14 protein-coding genes are annotated in these 15,589 nt (G+C 56.6%); 8 read left to right on the top strand and 6 right to left on the bottom strand.

Annotated elements, in window-relative coordinates:
- Positions 1-114: 114 nt before the first annotated feature.
- Both lpcA and AC6I8V_RS04305 read left to right on the top strand, forming a co-directional pair.
- Positions 115-693 (top strand): D-sedoheptulose 7-phosphate isomerase, encoded by a 579-nt coding sequence (lpcA, locus tag AC6I8V_RS04300; protein WP_497844689.1) that lies wholly within the window; start codon positions 115-117, stop codon positions 691-693.
- 52 nt (positions 694-745) lie between these two features.
- Positions 746-1,513: a class II glutamine amidotransferase gene (locus tag AC6I8V_RS04305; RefSeq protein ID WP_497844690.1), complete on the top strand. Its 768-nt coding sequence runs from the start codon at positions 746-748 to the stop codon at positions 1,511-1,513.
- Here the strand turns inward: AC6I8V_RS04305 and dpaA are convergent.
- Positions 1,484-2,230 carry a peptidoglycan meso-diaminopimelic acid protein amidase gene (dpaA, locus tag AC6I8V_RS04310; RefSeq protein ID WP_497844691.1) on the bottom strand — a complete coding sequence of 249 codons (747 nt, stop codon included), beginning with the start codon at positions 2,228-2,230 and terminating at the stop codon, positions 1,484-1,486. The two genes, AC6I8V_RS04305 and dpaA, sit on opposite strands and share 30 nt — an antisense overlap.
- Positions 2,231-2,473: 243 nt before the next feature.
- On the opposite strand from dpaA, the gene dinB reads away from it, so the two are divergent.
- The gene (gene dinB, locus AC6I8V_RS04315; RefSeq protein WP_497844692.1) at positions 2,474-3,529 is read left to right on the top strand and encodes a DNA polymerase IV; all 1,056 of its coding nucleotides are present in this window, start codon (positions 2,474-2,476) and stop codon (positions 3,527-3,529) included.
- Positions 3,530-3,598: 69 nt separating this feature from the next.
- Here dinB and AC6I8V_RS04320 read toward each other — a convergent pair whose 3' ends face one another.
- The 4 genes from AC6I8V_RS04320 to pepD form a co-directional block, all read right to left on the bottom strand.
- A complete protein-coding gene (locus AC6I8V_RS04320) occupies positions 3,599-4,669 on the bottom strand; it encodes a sugar ABC transporter substrate-binding protein (protein WP_497844693.1) in 1,071 nt (356 codons plus the stop codon).
- 26 nt (positions 4,670-4,695) lie between these two features.
- Entirely contained in the window at positions 4,696-5,694 is a 999-nt protein-coding gene (locus AC6I8V_RS04325) for an ABC transporter permease (protein WP_497844694.1), read from the bottom strand.
- The gene (locus tag AC6I8V_RS04330; protein WP_497844695.1) at positions 5,691-7,196 is read right to left on the bottom strand and encodes a sugar ABC transporter ATP-binding protein; all 1,506 of its coding nucleotides are present in this window, start codon (positions 7,194-7,196) and stop codon (positions 5,691-5,693) included. The genes AC6I8V_RS04325 and AC6I8V_RS04330 overlap by 4 nt, the downstream gene beginning before the upstream one ends.
- Positions 7,197-7,456: 260 nt before the next feature.
- Positions 7,457-8,917 carry a beta-Ala-His dipeptidase gene (gene pepD / locus AC6I8V_RS04335; protein WP_497844696.1) on the bottom strand — a complete coding sequence of 487 codons (1,461 nt, stop codon included), beginning with the start codon at positions 8,915-8,917 and terminating at the stop codon, positions 7,457-7,459.
- 254 nt (positions 8,918-9,171) lie between these two features.
- Between pepD and gpt the strand changes: the two genes are divergently transcribed.
- The 3 genes from gpt to crl all read left to right on the top strand — a co-directional run bounded on the left by gpt (position 9,172) and on the right by crl (position 11,458).
- Positions 9,172-9,630, top strand: a complete 459-nt coding sequence (gene gpt / locus AC6I8V_RS04340) for a xanthine phosphoribosyltransferase (protein ID WP_497844697.1) — start codon at positions 9,172-9,174, stop codon at positions 9,628-9,630.
- A 121-nt stretch (positions 9,631-9,751) separates the two neighbouring features.
- Positions 9,752-10,999 carry an esterase FrsA gene (frsA, locus tag AC6I8V_RS04345; protein ID WP_497844698.1) on the top strand — a complete coding sequence of 416 codons (1,248 nt, stop codon included), beginning with the start codon at positions 9,752-9,754 and terminating at the stop codon, positions 10,997-10,999.
- 57 nt (positions 11,000-11,056) lie between these two features.
- Complete coding sequence (crl, locus tag AC6I8V_RS04350) at positions 11,057-11,458, top strand: sigma factor-binding protein Crl (protein WP_497844699.1); 402 nt, start codon at positions 11,057-11,059, stop codon at positions 11,456-11,458.
- A 63-nt stretch (positions 11,459-11,521) separates the two neighbouring features.
- Here crl and AC6I8V_RS04355 read toward each other — a convergent pair whose 3' ends face one another.
- Positions 11,522-12,637, bottom strand: a complete 1,116-nt coding sequence (locus AC6I8V_RS04355; RefSeq protein WP_497844700.1) for a porin — start codon at positions 12,635-12,637, stop codon at positions 11,522-11,524.
- Between the two features lie 248 nt (positions 12,638-12,885).
- Between AC6I8V_RS04355 and proB the strand changes: the two genes are divergently transcribed.
- Both proB and proA read left to right on the top strand, forming a co-directional pair.
- Positions 12,886-13,989 carry a glutamate 5-kinase gene (gene proB / locus AC6I8V_RS04360; RefSeq protein WP_497844701.1) on the top strand — a complete coding sequence of 368 codons (1,104 nt, stop codon included), beginning with the start codon at positions 12,886-12,888 and terminating at the stop codon, positions 13,987-13,989.
- Between the two features lie 10 nt (positions 13,990-13,999).
- Complete coding sequence (gene proA, locus AC6I8V_RS04365) at positions 14,000-15,253, top strand: glutamate-5-semialdehyde dehydrogenase (protein WP_497845762.1); 1,254 nt, start codon at positions 14,000-14,002, stop codon at positions 15,251-15,253.
- The last annotated feature ends 336 nt before the right edge of the window (positions 15,254-15,589 follow it).

Here is a 15,589-nt window from a genome sequence, read left to right on the forward strand (position 1 = left end):
GACCTGACGTTTTTTCCCGCCCGCCGTCTGGCTTTCGCCGCTGCGGGCGCTTTGCGCCCCGGCGCCATTCCGTTAAACTTGCAGGGTCAATCTTTCCCTCTAAAGGACATCCCTATGTATCAGGACATTATCCGGTCAGAACTCAATGAAGCCGCCGATACGCTGAACAATTTCCTCAGCGATGAAGCCAACATCCATGCCATTCAGCGTGCAGCCGTGTTGCTGGCAGACAGCTTCAAAGCGGGCGGCAAAGTGCTTTCCTGCGGTAACGGCGGCTCGCACTGCGATGCCATGCACTTCGCCGAAGAGTTGACCGGGCGCTATCGCGAAAACCGTCCTGGCTATCCGGCGATTGCCATCTCAGATGTCAGCCACCTCTCCTGCGTCAGCAACGATTTTGGCTACGATTATGTGTTCTCCCGCTATATCGAAGCGGTGGGCCGTCCGGGTGACGTGCTGCTGGGGCTGTCCACTTCCGGCAACTCCGCCAACATCATCAAAGCGGTGGAAGCGGCGCGCGCGCAGGGCATGAAGGTGATCACCCTGACCGGCAAAGACGGCGGTAAAATGGCGGGCAGCGCGGATATCGAGATCCGTGTGCCGCACTTCGGCTATGCCGACCGCATCCAGGAGATTCACATTAAAGTGATCCATATCCTGATGCTGCTGATCGAAAAAGAGATGGTGAAGTAAGTCGTGGCTTCTCCTCCCGCGTTAGTGGGAGGATTTTACTAAGGCGGTTGCTATGTGCGAATTGCTCGGGATGAGCGCCAATGTCCCCACGGATATCTGTTTCAGTTTTACCGGTCTGGTGCAGCGGGGCGGCGGAACCGGTCCGCACAAAGATGGCTGGGGCATTACCTTTTACGAAGACAAAGGCTGCCGCACCTTCAAAGATCCGCTGCCGAGCTTCAACTCGCCGATCGCCCGTCTGGTTCAGGAATACCCGATCAAATCGCATTCGGTGGTGGCGCATATTCGCCAGGCGAACCGGGGTCAGGTGTCGCTGGAGAACACCCATCCGTTTACCCGTGAGCTATGGGGCCGCAACTGGACCTATGCCCACAATGGGCAGCTGAAAGGTTATCGCCAGCTGGAGACCGGCCATTTCCGCCCGGTGGGGGAAACCGACAGCGAAAAAGCGTTCTGCTGGATCCTGCACAAGCTGACCGAGCGCTATCCACGCACGCCAGGTAACTGGCCGGCGGTGTTTCGCTATATCGCCGAGCTGGCGGCAGAGCTGCGCCACAAAGGGGTGTTCAACATGTTGTTGTCCGACGGGCGCTATCTGATGGCGTTCTGTTCGACCAATCTGTACTGGATCACCCGCCGTGCGCCGTTCGGCAAAGCCAAGCTGCTCGATCAGGATGTGGAGATTGATTTCCAGCAGCAGACCACGCCCCAGGATGTGGTGACGGTGATTGCTACGCAGCCGCTGACAGGGAATGAAACCTGGCACCGGATAGTGCCAGGCGAATGGGTACTATTTTGCCTGGGTGAGCGCCAGGAATGATTTTGAGGCAGCGTCTGGCGCGGTCATCACCGCCGGACTGCTGTTTACCGCGTACTGACCTGACGCCGTGACGTTTACCGTCGGCGGCAGATGGTACTTCTCAAAATAGGCATAACCCGGTTGCAGCTGACGCCAGAAGCTGGCGTAAGTTGAATAGCGGTGACGCTGCATGTTGCTGTCGGTCATATGGAACGGATAGATGTTAACGGGCACCTCTTCCTGTCCATTACGCAGCGCGGCGTTAACGTAGGTGTAAATCTCATCCATATAGGCGTTGGTCATGGCATAGCAGCCAATGGATTTACAGTCGCCATGGATCATCAGGTATTTGCCGCTGTAACCATTGTCGCGGTCGAATTGGTTCGGGAAACCGGTATTGATCGCGCGATAATAATGGCTATCCGGGTTTAACTGATTCAGCCTGACGCTATAAAACCCTTCCGGACTTTTAAAATCCCCCTCGCGGCGCTTGGGACCCAAACCGCCAGAGAAATTACAAATGCGGTAGCTATCCAGCAGACGATATTCATTACCGATCTTGCCGTACAGTTCCAGCGTGCGTTCTTCCTTGAAAATCTGAATATAAACCGGGGTGCCAAGTAATTGTTTTTTTAGTTCTTTGCTCACCGGAGCCTGGGGATTAACTGGCTCTGGCGTGATTGCCCAGCTGAGTACCGGCATAAAAATCATCGCAAGCAATAATGCGATTCTGCCCATTCTGTGTGTACCTTGAAGTGAAGAGGAACTGTGACGCTTAACGTCTCTGTATTGCATTATCGGAAATATCCGCTACCGCAGCGCAACATTAACATTGTCTGGCGTTTAATCAATACGGAGGTTGAGAAATTAGCCATTTCTTCATCAGATTACGCCCATAAATTTGTAAACTTTAATGCCCTGTTCGACAGAGATTGCCGATAATTTGCCGTGCTGTATACTTATCCAGTGTCTGGAGGGGGTATGCGCAAAATCATTCATGTCGATATGGACTGCTTTTTCGCGGCAGTGGAAATGCGCGATGATCCCTCTTTGCGCGATATCCCCATCGCCATTGGCGGCAGCCGCGTCCAGCGTGGCGTGATCAGCACCGCTAACTATCCGGCACGCGAATATGGCGTACGCAGCGCGATGCCCACCGCGATGGCGCTGAAGCTCTGCCCGCACCTGCGCCTGCTGCCTGGCCGCTTCGATGCCTACAAAGAAGCCTCACGCCAGATCCGCGATATTTTCTCGCGCTATACCTCGTTGATTGAACCACTGTCGCTGGATGAAGCCTATCTCGATGTCACCGACAGCCCGCATTGTCAGGGGTCGGCGACGCTAATGGCGCAGGCGATCCGCGCGGATATCCTGCGTGAAACCCAGCTGACCGCCTCGGCCGGTATCGCGCCGATTAAGTTTCTCGCCAAAATTGCCTCGGATTTGAATAAACCCAATGGGCAGTACGTGATCACCCCGCAGGTGATGCCGGATTTTCTGCTGACGCTGCCGCTGAGTAAAATTCCCGGCGTGGGCAAGGTGTCGGCGAAAAAGCTGGAGGAGATGGGGCTGCTGACCTGCGGCGATGTGCAGCAGACGGATCTGGCGCGGCTGCTTAAACGCTTTGGTAAGTTTGGCCGGGTGCTGTGGGAACGCAGCCACGGCGTTGATGAACGAGGCGTGGTGGTGGAGCGGGAGCGTAAATCGCTCGGCGTGGAGCGTACCCTAATGGAGGATATTCACAGCTGGGAGCAGTGCCTGGAGATCATTGATTATCTTTACGAGGAGCTGGATCGCCGCCTGACGCGCATCCGTCCGGATAAGCTGATCGCCCGTCAGGGCGTGAAGCTGAAGTTCAATGATTTCCAGCAGACCACGCAGGAGCATATCTGGCCGGTGCTGAATAAAGAGGACATGATTGCCGTAGCACGCAAGACCTGGGACGAACGCCGCGCGGGGCGTGGAGTCAGGCTGGTGGGATTGCATGTGACGCTGGTGAATCCGCAGCTGGAGAGGCAGTTGCTGTTAGGGTTGTGACAAGGTGCGTATAAATACGCACCCTATGTGCAGGGTCGGCATCTATGCCGACCTGGTCACACCGATACGTTATTTCTTACCGTACTTCGCTTCCAGCGTGGCGAACCACGGGGCCACGAAATCGCTGTTTTCACCCCAGCCTGGAATGATCTTATTCAGCGACGCCACATTCACCGCGCCCTGCTGGCTGTTCAGCTGCTGCTGAGAAATCGAAGCCGCTTTAAACTCATAGCTGGCAGGGGTGGTTTCACCGGCGATTTTATTCGCCACCAGGCGCATATTCACCGCACCGATGGTTTTCGGATCGACCGCCACCGTCTGCACCCACGGGCTGTTCTTCTCGCGCATCAGTTGCAGATCCTGGTTCGAGACATCAATGCTGTACAGCTTGATCTCAGTACGGCCATTCTCCTGCAAGGCTTTGTACGCGCCCTGGCTGAAGGCATCCCATGAAGCCCAGATCGCATCGATCTTGCCTTTCGGGTATTTCGCCAGAATGGCGCCGATCTTGTTGGCGGTATCGCCCTGTACGTCAGTAGAGACCGCACCAATCGACTCCAGCTGATGGATACCGCTGTTCTCTTTCAGCAGCTTCTCATACACCACCTGACGACGTTCCTGCGGCGGGAAACCTGCGACCCACAGCTTGATGATATTGGCTTTGCCGTGGAAATCCTTGATCAGCTGACCGAGTGATTCCTGCGCCAGCGAGGCGTCATCCTGGGCTGTTACGGTCACGCCCGTCACCGGCGTATCCACCGGCGTATCAAACACCGACAGCTTGATACCGGCATCGACGATGCGTTTCACCAGTGCGGTGGAGTAGGGTTCTTTACCGTGCGACAGAATGATGCCGTCATATTTCTGGCTGATCGCCTGGTTAACGAAGTCCTGGAAACGCGCGTCGTCCCCGTTGCTCAGAAAAGTGCTGACTTTAAAGCCCAGCTGGCGGCCCTGCTGGATGGCCCCGGCGACAAACTGGGTGGTGTTATCGTCAGAACCGAGGTTACGGATAATGGCGATGCGTACCGGGCCATTATGATTAGCGATGGCGGCAGGTACCGGCACCACGGTGTCGGCGAAGGCGGCGCTGGCGTTCAGCAGGCTTAAGGCCAGCAGCGAAAGGGTGATTTTTTTCATTTTGTTCTCTTTCTGAAGGAAGCGCCTTAACGGCGCTGGATATAGGTGATCGCCAGGGCCAGAGCCAGCACCAGGCCTTTGATAATGTCCATGGCGTAGTAGGGCACGGAAAGCATGACCAGCCCGTTTTGCAGCACACCGAGGATCACCGCGCCCACCAGCGTACCGAGCGCGTTAGGTTTGCCGGAACCGGCCAGCGAGAAGCCGATCCATGCCGCGGCAACGGCATCCATCAGGTAACCGCTACCGGCATTCACCTGGGAAGAACCAATACGTGAGGCCAGCAGAATGCCGCCCAGACCCGCCAGCAGCGAGGCGATCACATACGCCAGCACGCGATAGCGCGTGGTGCGAATGCCCGACAGGCGCGCCGCTTCCGGGTTGCCGCCCAGCGCATACATGCGCCGACCGTGTTTGGTCAGCGACAGCGCCAGCTGCGCCACCACGGTGACCACCAGCATAATGATCACGATGGTCGGCACCTGGCCGAGCAGGTTAAAACCTGCCGGAATGGTCCCTTCGGCCATGTCGCCGTTCGGCATCACCATGTTTTCGGTAATCGAGCCGCCGAAACTGTAGGTCATCGCCACGCCCTGAATCACAAACAGCGTGGCCAGGGTCGCCAGCATGTCGGGAATGCGCAGAATCACAATCAGGAAGCTGTTTACCAGGCCAACCAGGGTGCACAGCAGCAGGGTGATGACGATGGCTTCAGTGGTATTAAAGCCGTACCAGACGAACAGCGAAATCACCAGCGCATTGGCCAGCGAGGCGGTGGAGCCGACGGAGAGATCAAAGCCACCTACCGTCAGAGATATCGACACGCCAATGGCAATCACCGTCACAATCGCGATGGAACGCAAAATGTTGATGATGTTGGTTGGCTCAAGGAAGCTGTCTGAAGCGAGGCCAAACGCGGCGATCAGGATCACCACCGTCAGCAACATGCCCCATTTATAGAGAAAATCAAACAGCTGATGACGCAGAGAAGGCTGCGGATTCAGGGATAGTTCTTTGCTGCTCACGCAGGGGTTCCTCCGGTGGAATAAAGCAAAAGCGTCTCTTCTGTGGCCTCACGCCCCTCCATTTCTGCCACAATGCGCCCGTCCCAGAGCACACAAATACGGTCGCACAGGCCCACCAGCTCGGAAAACTCTCCCGAGGCGTAGATGATGCCTTTGCCTTCCCGCGCCAAACCGTCGATCAGACTGAACAGATCGGTTTTCGCCTTGATATCGACCCCTTTGGTCGGTTCATCAAAAATCAGTACGTCAGCGTTATTGCGCAGCCATTTGCCGATCGCCACTTTTTGCTGGTTGCCGCCTGACAGGCGACGCAACATCTGAGCCGGTCCGGTGGTGCGCACGTTGAGGCGCTGAATTACCTCTTCCGCCCAGCGCCATGCCTGACGATGGCCGAACAGGCTCCAGCGCGAAAAACTGTCGTCGGCGCTGACGCTCAGGTTCATCGCCACCGACTCATCAATAAAGATGCCTTCTTTACGGCGCTCTTCCGGTACCAGCGCCATGCGGTTTTCCACCGAATCATGCGGGGAACGCGGTCGCCACGGTTTGCCATGCAACTCGCCTTTGCTGACGCGGCTTTTGCTCGCGCCAAACAGCGCTTTGCACAGCTCGGTTTTACCGGCGCCAGCCAGCCCGGCAATGCCAAGAATCTCGCCTTTATGCAGGCGCAGCGAGATATCCTGCAACAGCTGCTCGTCGTGCAGACCTTCCACCGCCAGCAGCAGCGGCTGTGTCTGGCGCTCGCGACGCGGCGGATAGATATCGGTCAGCTGGTGGCCGAGCATCTTCTCGACGATCTGTTCACCGCTCAGCGCGGCCATCGGGGCGGTTTCAATCAGACGCCCGTCGCGCAGCACCGTCAGCTGATCGCAAATCGCTTTCAGTTCGTGAATACGGTGAGAAATAAACACCACGCCAATGCCGCTGCGCTGCAACCGGCGCACCACCTTAAACAGACGCTCGCTTTCGTGCTGGTCGAGCGGCGCGGTCGGCTCATCAAGAATAAGAAAACGGCAGTGGTGGGAGAGGGCGCGCGCCAGCAAAATCTGTTGTTTCTCCGCCAGCGAACAGCGTTCCACCAGGCGGTTGACGTCAATATTCACTTCCAGCTGCGCCAGCAGCGTGCGCGCCTGGCGGCGGATATCGCTCCAGCGGTAGCCGTGGCCCGGTTCCGCCAGTTGGTCGAGCAGAATGTTTTCCGCCACGCTGAGCTGCGGCACCAGCGCCACGTCCACTTCCTGCTGGACCAGATGGATACCGAGTTTTTTGGCATCACGCGGCGAGCGGATGGTGACCGGCACCTCATCAAGCAGGATTTCGCCGTGATAATGGCTATGGGCGCCGGACAGCACCGCCATCAGCGTTGATTTGCCCGCGCCGTTAGCGCCGGTCAGCGCATGCACCGAACCGCCGTCGGTGACAAAATCCACCTCGGTCAGCGCGGCGAAACCGCCAAAAGCGATGGAGATATTACGCATCTCCAGGCGGTTAATCGCACTCATGGGGCCGGGCCTTTAATAGAGAGAATTGGGCGCATTTTTTCCTGAACATCCAGGCTGAGCAACAAACGAAAGCGCATAAGCTAGCACAAAATCTTATTAGCCATCCAGACATCCGGGCGTAACGGCGGCTAAAACTGGCTGGGGGTGAGAGTCTGGTGAAAGGGAGAGGTAAAACCGCGTGTTTCCAGGGGATTATGCTGCACCTGGCGGCAGGCATAAAAAAACCAGGCCGCAGCCTGGTTGATTATCACGCGAAGAAATTACGCTTTTTCCGGCACGACGCTGAGCAGTGAGGTCAGCAGCTGCCAGTACAGACCCACGCTGGCGATATGCACCTGCTCATCCGGTGAGTGCGGGCCAGTGATGGTCGGGCCGATGGAGACCATATCCATGTTCGGATAAGGTTTCTTGAACAGACCACACTCCAGACCGGCGTGAATCACCTGGATGTTCGGCGTTTTGCCAAACAGCGCTTCATAGGTTTTACGCGTCAGCGCCATGATCGGCGAATCGGCATCAGGCTGCCAGCCTGGGTAGCCGCCTTTCGGTGCGGTTTTCGCCCCTGCCAGCTCACCCAGAGAGGTCAGCACTTCCACCACGTAATCTTTACCGGTGTCGATCAGTGAACGAATCAGGCAGATGATTTCGGCGTTGTCCTGATCCATGGTCACCACACCGACGTTGAGCGAGGTTTCCACCACGCCTTTGGCGACGTCGGAGTTGCGGATCACACCATTCGGGGTGGTATTCAGCAGGTTAAGGAAACGATCGCGGCTGTCGGCGTTTAATGCCTCGCCCTGATGCGCCAGCGGCTCGCTCAGCAGCGCGATGTTTTTCTCTTTAATACCCAATTCGTTTTGCAGCGTGGCCTGGAAATGCGCCGCCGCCGATTTCAGCGCATCGATTTTGTGGCTGTCGACGGCCAGGGTAGCGAAGGCTTCACGCGGGATAGCGTTACGCAGTGTGCCGCCGCTGAATTCGATCAGGCGCAGGTCGAGATCGCGGGCGTGCGCGGCGAGGAAGCGCGCCAGCAGCTTGTTGGCATTGCCGAGGCCGAGATGAATCTCCGCGCCAGAGTGGCCGCCTTTCAGGCCTTTCAACGTCAGCTTCAGGGTCTGATAACCGGCTGGCACCGCTTCACGCGTCAGCGGCAGGGTGGTGATAAAGTCGATACCGCCCGCGCAACCCATGTAGATCTCACCTTCTTCTTCTGAGTCGGTGTTGATCAGGATATCGGCCTGCAACCAGTTCGGCTGTAAACCAAAGGCGCCGTCCATGCCGGACTCTTCCGTCATGGTCAGCAGCACTTCGATCGGGCCGTGGGTCAGGCTGTTGTCAGCCAGTACCGCCAGCGCCGACGCCATACCGATACCGTTATCGGCACCGAGGGTGGTTCCGCGCGCTTTCACCCATTCGCCATCCACATAGGGCTGGATCGGGTCTTTGGTGAAGTCATGCACCGTGTCGTTGTTTTTCTGCGGCACCATGTCGAGGTGGGCCTGCAACGCCACTGGCGTGCGTTTTTCCATGCCTTTGGTGGCCGGTTTACGCATCAGGATGTTTCCGACCTGATCGCGTTCAACCCACAATCCCTGCTCTTTGGCCCAGCCAACAATGTGTTCGGCCAGCGCTTCTTCATGATAAGAAGGGTGGGGAATGGAGCAGATCTTAGCGAAAATATCCCACAGAGGCTGGGGTGAAAGTTGAGACAATTCAGACACAACGCGTCTCCTGTGTCAGCGTGGCGGACAGGCCGCTCGCACGCGGGGTTCCAGTGAAAGATCGCCGTCAGCTCATCTGACGTGATGGGGCTGAGAATATCACTGTTTCTCACCGGTTGCGTAATCAGGCGCGCTAAAAAGCCGCAACCAGTGTGTCAGATGCTGGTTTTTAACGCGCCAGATCCTTATAATCTCGCGCAACCTTTTCCCCCTTGCATATTTTTAAGCCAACTTTGTTGGCCGGGACTCCTTTTATGAGCGAAAAATACGTCGTCACCTGGGACATGTTGCAGATCCATGCCCGTAAACTGGCCCAGCGCCTGCTTCCTGTGGAACAGTGGAAAGGCATCATCGCGGTGAGCCGTGGTGGTCTGGTTCCGGCATCGCTGCTGGCGCGTGAACTGGGTATTCGCTACGTCGATACCGTCTGCATCTCCAGCTACGATCACGATCATCAGCGCGAAATGAAGGTGCTGAAGCGTGCGGAAGGCGATGGTGAAGGCTTTGTGGTGATTGATGACCTGGTCGATACCGGCGGCACCGCACAGGCAATCCGTGATATGTATCCCAAAGCACGTTTTGTTACCATCTTTGCTAAGCCTGCTGGCCGTACCCTGGTGGATGACTACGTGGTGGATATTCCGCAGAACACCTGGATTGAACAGCCTTGGGACATGGGCGTGGTGTACATTCCACCCATCGTCAAAAGCTGATTGATGTAACGCAAACAACGCCCGGTTTCGCCGGGCGTTGTGCTTTCTGCGTCTCGCACCGAACGTGCGGGTGCAGTAAACTTATCCTCGCCGCCGCGAACGTCGCAGGAGAGAGTTTACGATGCCCAGCAAGAACCTCAGCGAAGAGTTATTTAAACCGCGTTTCAAACACCCTGAAACCTCGTCATTGGTGCGCCGTGAGCACAATAGCCCCATCCAGGTCCATACCGCGCTGGAGGGCGATACCCAGCCCTGCTGGTACCGTATGCTGAACAAACTGCTGTGGACCTGGCGTGGCCTGTCCCCGCAGGAAATCAGCGAAGTACTGGCGCGTATCGCCATCAGTAACCTTGAACATACCAATGACACGCTGCTCGATACCGTGATTGGTTATCGGGGGGGCAACTGGAATTTCGAGTGGTCGAAGCAGGCGGCGATCTGGCAGCAGGAAGCGATGCAGAGCGACGACCACAACCTCGCGGGTCAGCACTGGCTTCATGCGTCGAATCTGTTTAGCCTGGCGGCGTATCCCTATATCAAAGGCGACGAACTGGCCGATCAGGCGCAGGTGCTCGCCAATCGTGCCTATGAAGAAGCCACGCAGCGACTGACCGGTGAACTCAAAGCGCTCACCTTTCCCATCAGCGGCGGCAGCCCGGTTACCGGCTTCCTGCATATCCCAGCCCAGACCAGCGCGCCTTATCCCACCGTGATGTTGTGCGGCGGGCTGGATTCCCTGCAAAGCGACCATTATCGCCTGTTCCATGATTACCTCGCGCCGCGCGGCATTGCGATGCTCACGCTGGATATGCCGTCGGTGGGCTTCAGCAGCAAGTGGACGCTGAATCAGGATACCAGCCAGCTGCATCAACAGGTGCTGCGCGAGCTGAGCAACGTGGCGTGGATTGATCACACCCGCGTCGGGCTGTTTGGTTATCGCTTTGGCGCCAATGTGGCGACGCGGCTGGCCTATCTCGAGGCGCCGCGTCTGCGCGCGGTTGCGACGCTCGGGCCGATGGTGCACAGCGTGTTTGTCGATACTCAGCGTCAGGATCAGCTGCCGGATATGTATATGGATATGCTGGCGAGCCGCCTGGGTATGTCGTCCGCCTCGGACAGCAATCTGCGCACCGAACTGAATCGTTACTCGCTGAAAGTGCAGGGTCTGCTGGGCCGTCGCACGCCGACGCCGATGCTGGCGGCCTACTGGAGCAACGATCTGTTTGGGCCGGAAGAGGACGCGCGCCTGATTGTCAACTCCTCTGCCGAGGGCAAAGCGCTGGCGATCCCAACCGCGCCGGTGTTCAGCAGTTTCGATAAAGCGTTAAATCAGATTTGCGACTGGCTGGCAAAGCAGTTAAAAAGCTAGTGGTGAATGTTAAAGGTTTGCTTATACCAGTATGTGTTTACCCAAGGGAGAAAAAGCATGACGTTACCGAGTGGTCACCCCCGTAGCCGCCTGCTTAAGCGCTTCAATGAGCTGGGGCCGTACATCCGCGAAGGGAAATGTGAAGAAACACGCTTCTTTTTTGATTGCCTTGCCGTGTGCATCAATGTGAAACCTGCACCGGAGAGCCGCGAATTCTGGGGCTGGTGGATGGAGCTGGAAGCGCAGGAAGACCATTTCACCTACCAATATACCTTTGGTTTGTTTGACAAGGCGGGTAACTGGAATGCGTCAGCCATTAAAGGCAAAGACAACAACGCGAAAGTGGAAGATACGCTGCGTAATTTCCATGAGCGTCTGAAAGCCACGCTGCATGAGCTGAAACTGGATCTTAAACCCGCTGCCGGATTTGATGAGCAGCCGGTGAAGCTGAGCGCATAAATAAAAAAGGGCAGGTGATGAATCCTGCCCTTTTGTTTACAGACACATTGAGGGTAAAGCGTTTTAGAACTGGTAAGTCATGCCCACTGCCACCACGTCGTCGGTGTTCAGCGCCAGTTTGTTGTCGTCGTTCAGCTGGTTGATTTTGTAATCCACCATCACAGACATGTTTTTGTTGAAGTAGTAAGTCGCTGCCACGTCGATGTATTTCACCAGGTCGGCATCGCCGATACCATTCTCGATATCTTTGCCTTTGGTCTGGACATAGCCCAGTGACGGACGCAGGCCGAAATCAAACTGATACTGTGCCACCAATTCGATGTTCTGTGCTTTGTTCGCTGCACCAGAAACTGACGCACCCTGATAGGTTCCGCTGATCGGGGTCATGTTGCGGGTTTCGGTGTAGATAGCCGCCAGGTAGACGCTGTTGGCGTCATACTTCAGGCCTGCACCCCATGAATCCGCTTTGTCGCCTTTGCCGTAAGTACGCGCCTGCTGCTGGTTGGTACGGTCAGATGAGGTGATAGCACTGATCGCGCTAATACCCGTATCGCCAAAGGAGTAACCCAGTGACGCACCGTAACCGTCGCCGTTCTGGCGAGACGTATCGGTTGCGCTACCACGGGCGTTGGCGCTGGTTGAGTCGTTTTTGCCCTGGTATTGCAGCGCGAAGCGCAGACCATCAACCAGACCAAAGAAGTTGTTGTTGCGGTAAGTCGCCACGCCGGTTGCGCGCTGGGTCATGAAGTTATCCGCACGCGCGGTACCGTCACCACCGAATTCCGGGAATACGTCCGTCAGGCCTTCAACGTCATACAGCACGCCGTAGTTACGACCGTAGTCGATTGAACCGTACTGGCTGAATTTCAGACCGGCAAAGCCCAGACGGGTTTTGTTACCGGTGTTGGCATCGGAGCCTTCAGAGTTGTTGACGTTGTACTGATATTCCCACTGACCGTAACCGGACATCAGGTCGTTGATCTGCGTCTGACCTTTGAAACCGATACGAACGTAAGATTTGTCGCCATTGGAGCTGGCGTTGTCGCTGATGTAGTTCTCAGCTTTTACCTTGCCGTAGAAGTCCAGTTTATTACCATCTTTGTTATAAACTTCGGCGGCGTGAGCGCCTGAGGCCAGAGCCAGCGCAGAGACGACTAATGCCAGTTTGCTTTTCATCATTTTGCTATCAATCCCAATGAGTAAAATTTGTTGTACCCGTGAAAGGGTTTGTAAAACACGGGACTTTTTACCGGGTTGCGATGAAAGTTTTATGACAGTTTTTCTGATTTCTTGTTAATTGCGAACTTTTGGTCTACCGCATTGTCCGGGGATTTTTGTGCTTTTCCCCCGGTGGTGGTTGGCTTCCTTGCTGACTCCTGATAAAACGTCCCTTCGCAGATATTTTTTTCTTATATGGCAGGAAAAACATGAGTGGCAGTCAGACCCTTGTGGTCAAGTTGGGTACCAGCGTCCTCACTGGCGGTTCACGTCGGCTGAATCGGGCGCACATGGTGGAGCTGGTTCGTCAGTGCGCACAGCAGCACGCGGCGGGCCATCGCATTGTTATCGTTACTTCCGGCGCAATGGCGGCCGGGCGCGAGCACCTTGGTTACCCCGAATTGCCACCTACCATCGCCTCAAAGCAGCTGCTGGCTGCGGTGGGGCAGAGCCGTCTGATCCAGCTGTGGGAACAGCTGTTCTCCATCTATGGCATTCATATCGGCCAGATGCTGCTGACGCGCGCTGACATGGAAGATCGCGAACGCTTCCTGTACGCGCGCGACACCCTGCGCGCGCTGCTTGATAACCATATCGTGCCGGTGATTAACGAAAACGATGCGGTTGCCACCGCCGAAATTAAAGTCGGCGATAATGACAACCTGTCGGCGCTGGCCGCAATGCTGGCCGGGGCAGACAAACTGCTGCTGCTGACCGATCAGCAGGGGCTGTTCACCGCCGATCCGCGCAGCAACCCGGAAGCGGAACTGATCAGCGACGTGCACCAGATCGACGATGCGCTGCGCACCCTGGCGGGCGGCAGCGTCTCAGGCCTCGGCACGGGCGGCATGGCCACTAAACTTCAGGCGGCGGATGTCGCCTGTCGCGCCGGTATTGACGTGATTATCGCCGCTGGCAGCCGCAGCAACGTGATTGGCGAAGTGATCGACGGCAAGCCGGTCGGCACCCGTTTCCACGCCCAGCAGTCGCCGCTGGAAAACCGCAAACGCTGGATCTTTGGCGCACCACCGGCCGGTGAAATCACCGTCGATGACGGTGCGCTGGCAGCGATCCTGGAACGTGGTAGTTCGCTGCTGCCCAAAGGGATTCGTGACGTGCAGGGCAACTTCTCGCGCGGCGAAGTGATCCGCATTCGCAGCCTGCAAGGGCGCGATATCGCCCACGGCGTGACGCGTTATAATAGCGACGCGATGCGTATGATCGCCGGACATCACAGCCAGCAGATCAGCGAGATCCTCGGTTACGAATATGGTCCGGTTGCCGTGCACCGTGACGATATGATCGTCAGTTAAGGAGTGCATGATGTTAGAAGAAATGGGTAAGGCGGCGCGTGCTGCGTCGTACAAGCTGGCGGAACTCTCCACCGCTGAAAAAAACCAGGTGCTGCTGACCATTGCCGATCGGCTGGAAGCGGAAAGCGCCGATATCCTCGCGGCCAATGAACAGGATCTGGCGGATGCGCGTCACAACGGCATGAGCGAAGCGCTGCTGGATCGCCTGACGCTCAACCCGCAGCGCCTGAAAGGCATCGCTGACGATGTGCGTCAGGTGTGCCGCCTGGCCGATCCGGTGGGACAATTGATTGATGGCGGGCTGCTCGACAGCGGCCTGCGTATTGAACGCCGCCGCGTGCCGCTTGGCGTGGTGGGGGTGATCTACGAAGCGCGCCCCAACGTCACCGTGGATGTCGCCTCGCTGTGCCTGAAAACCGGCAACGCGGCGATTCTGCGCGGCGGCAAAGAAACCTATCGTACCAACGCCGCCACGGTGCGGGTGATCCAGAATGCGCTGATGCAGCATGGCTTACCGGCGGGTGCCGTGCAGGCGATTGAGAACCCGGATCGCGAGCTGGTGAATCAGCTGCTGAAGCTGGATCGCTACGTCGATATGCTGATCCCGCGTGGTGGGGCTGGTCTGCACAAGCTGTGCCGCGAGAACTCCACCATTCCGGTGATCACCGGCGGTATCGGGGTTTGTCATCTGTACCTTGACGAAACCATGGCAACCGAAGCGGCGCTGACGGTGATCGTCAACGCCAAAAAACAGCGTCCCAGCGCCTGTAACTCGCTGGAAACACTGTTAATTCATCGTGCCCAGATCGCCGCATTTATCCCGGCCTTCCTGCAACGTATGGCGCAGGAGAAGATTACGCTGCACGCCGATGAGAACATCCTCGCGCTGCTGAAGGACGGTCCGGCCAGCGTGGTGGCGGTAAAGGCCGCTGAGTATGACGATGAGTGGCTGTCGAACGATCTCAACGTCAAACTGGTGGACGGCATCGATGACGCCATCGATCACATTCGTGAGCATGGCACCCAGCACTCCGACGGCATCCTGACGCGCAGCATTGGCAACGCCAACCGTTTTGTTAACCAGGTCGATTCCTCGGCGGTTTACGTCAACGCCAGCACCCGTTTTACCGATGGCGGCCAGTTTGGTCTCGGTGCCGAAGTGGCGGTCAGCACGCAGAAGTTACATGCGCGCGGACCCATGGGGCTGGAAGCGTTAACCACCTACAAATGGATTGGCTGGGGCGACGACACGCCGCGTGGCTGATGTTTACTCAGGCTGAAAAAGGGCACCCTCTGACGGTGCCCTTTTTTTTCGCTTCCGATCCAGGTATTTCCAGAGCTTTTTGATTTGTTTCCCTCATTAATGGCATGAAACCCTCTTTTCACCCATTTTTTCCTTTGAGCACTGGTCTCAGTGTTGCAGAACAATCCTGAAAATCCTTGTCAGAACAAGCTGCCAGCCATTCATTGCTGGTCTGCGACGCAGTGAAGGGGATAATGATCATCCAGCTTCATTGATAAAAGCGGTTGGGTAGTAAACTACCGGTAATATAAAATGAACTGGTAGCAAAAACGAAAATAACATTCAGTCTTTTACTGA

The organism is Pantoea sp. X-Soil-TKNS-1207 (assembly GCF_059730485.1).

Bases quoted from the DNA above. Each gene is read 5' to 3' on its own strand.
- dinB (WP_497844692.1), top strand. From the start codon at position 2,474: ATGCGCAAAATCATTCATGTCGATATGGACTGCTTTTTCGCGGCAGTG.
- gpt (WP_497844697.1), top strand. From the start codon at position 9,172: ATGAGCGAAAAATACGTCGTCACCTGGGACATGTTGCAGATCCATGCC.
- AC6I8V_RS04330 (WP_497844695.1), bottom strand. From the start codon at position 7,196: ATGAGTGCGATTAACCGCCTGGAGATGCGTAATATCTCCATCGCTTTT.
- AC6I8V_RS04355 (WP_497844700.1), bottom strand. From the start codon at position 12,637: ATGATGAAAAGCAAACTGGCATTAGTCGTCTCTGCGCTGGCTCTGGCC.
- AC6I8V_RS04320 (WP_497844693.1), bottom strand. From the start codon at position 4,669: ATGAAAAAAATCACCCTTTCGCTGCTGGCCTTAAGCCTGCTGAACGCC.
- frsA (WP_497844698.1), top strand. From the start codon at position 9,752: ATGCCCAGCAAGAACCTCAGCGAAGAGTTATTTAAACCGCGTTTCAAA.
- proB (WP_497844701.1), top strand. From the start codon at position 12,886: ATGAGTGGCAGTCAGACCCTTGTGGTCAAGTTGGGTACCAGCGTCCTC.
- AC6I8V_RS04305 (WP_497844690.1), top strand. From the start codon at position 746: ATGTGCGAATTGCTCGGGATGAGCGCCAATGTCCCCACGGATATCTGT.
- lpcA (WP_497844689.1), top strand. From the start codon at position 115: ATGTATCAGGACATTATCCGGTCAGAACTCAATGAAGCCGCCGATACG.
- proA (WP_497845762.1), top strand. From the start codon at position 14,000: ATGTTAGAAGAAATGGGTAAGGCGGCGCGTGCTGCGTCGTACAAGCTG.
- dpaA (WP_497844691.1), bottom strand. From the start codon at position 2,230: ATGGGCAGAATCGCATTATTGCTTGCGATGATTTTTATGCCGGTACTC.
- crl (WP_497844699.1), top strand. From the start codon at position 11,057: ATGACGTTACCGAGTGGTCACCCCCGTAGCCGCCTGCTTAAGCGCTTC.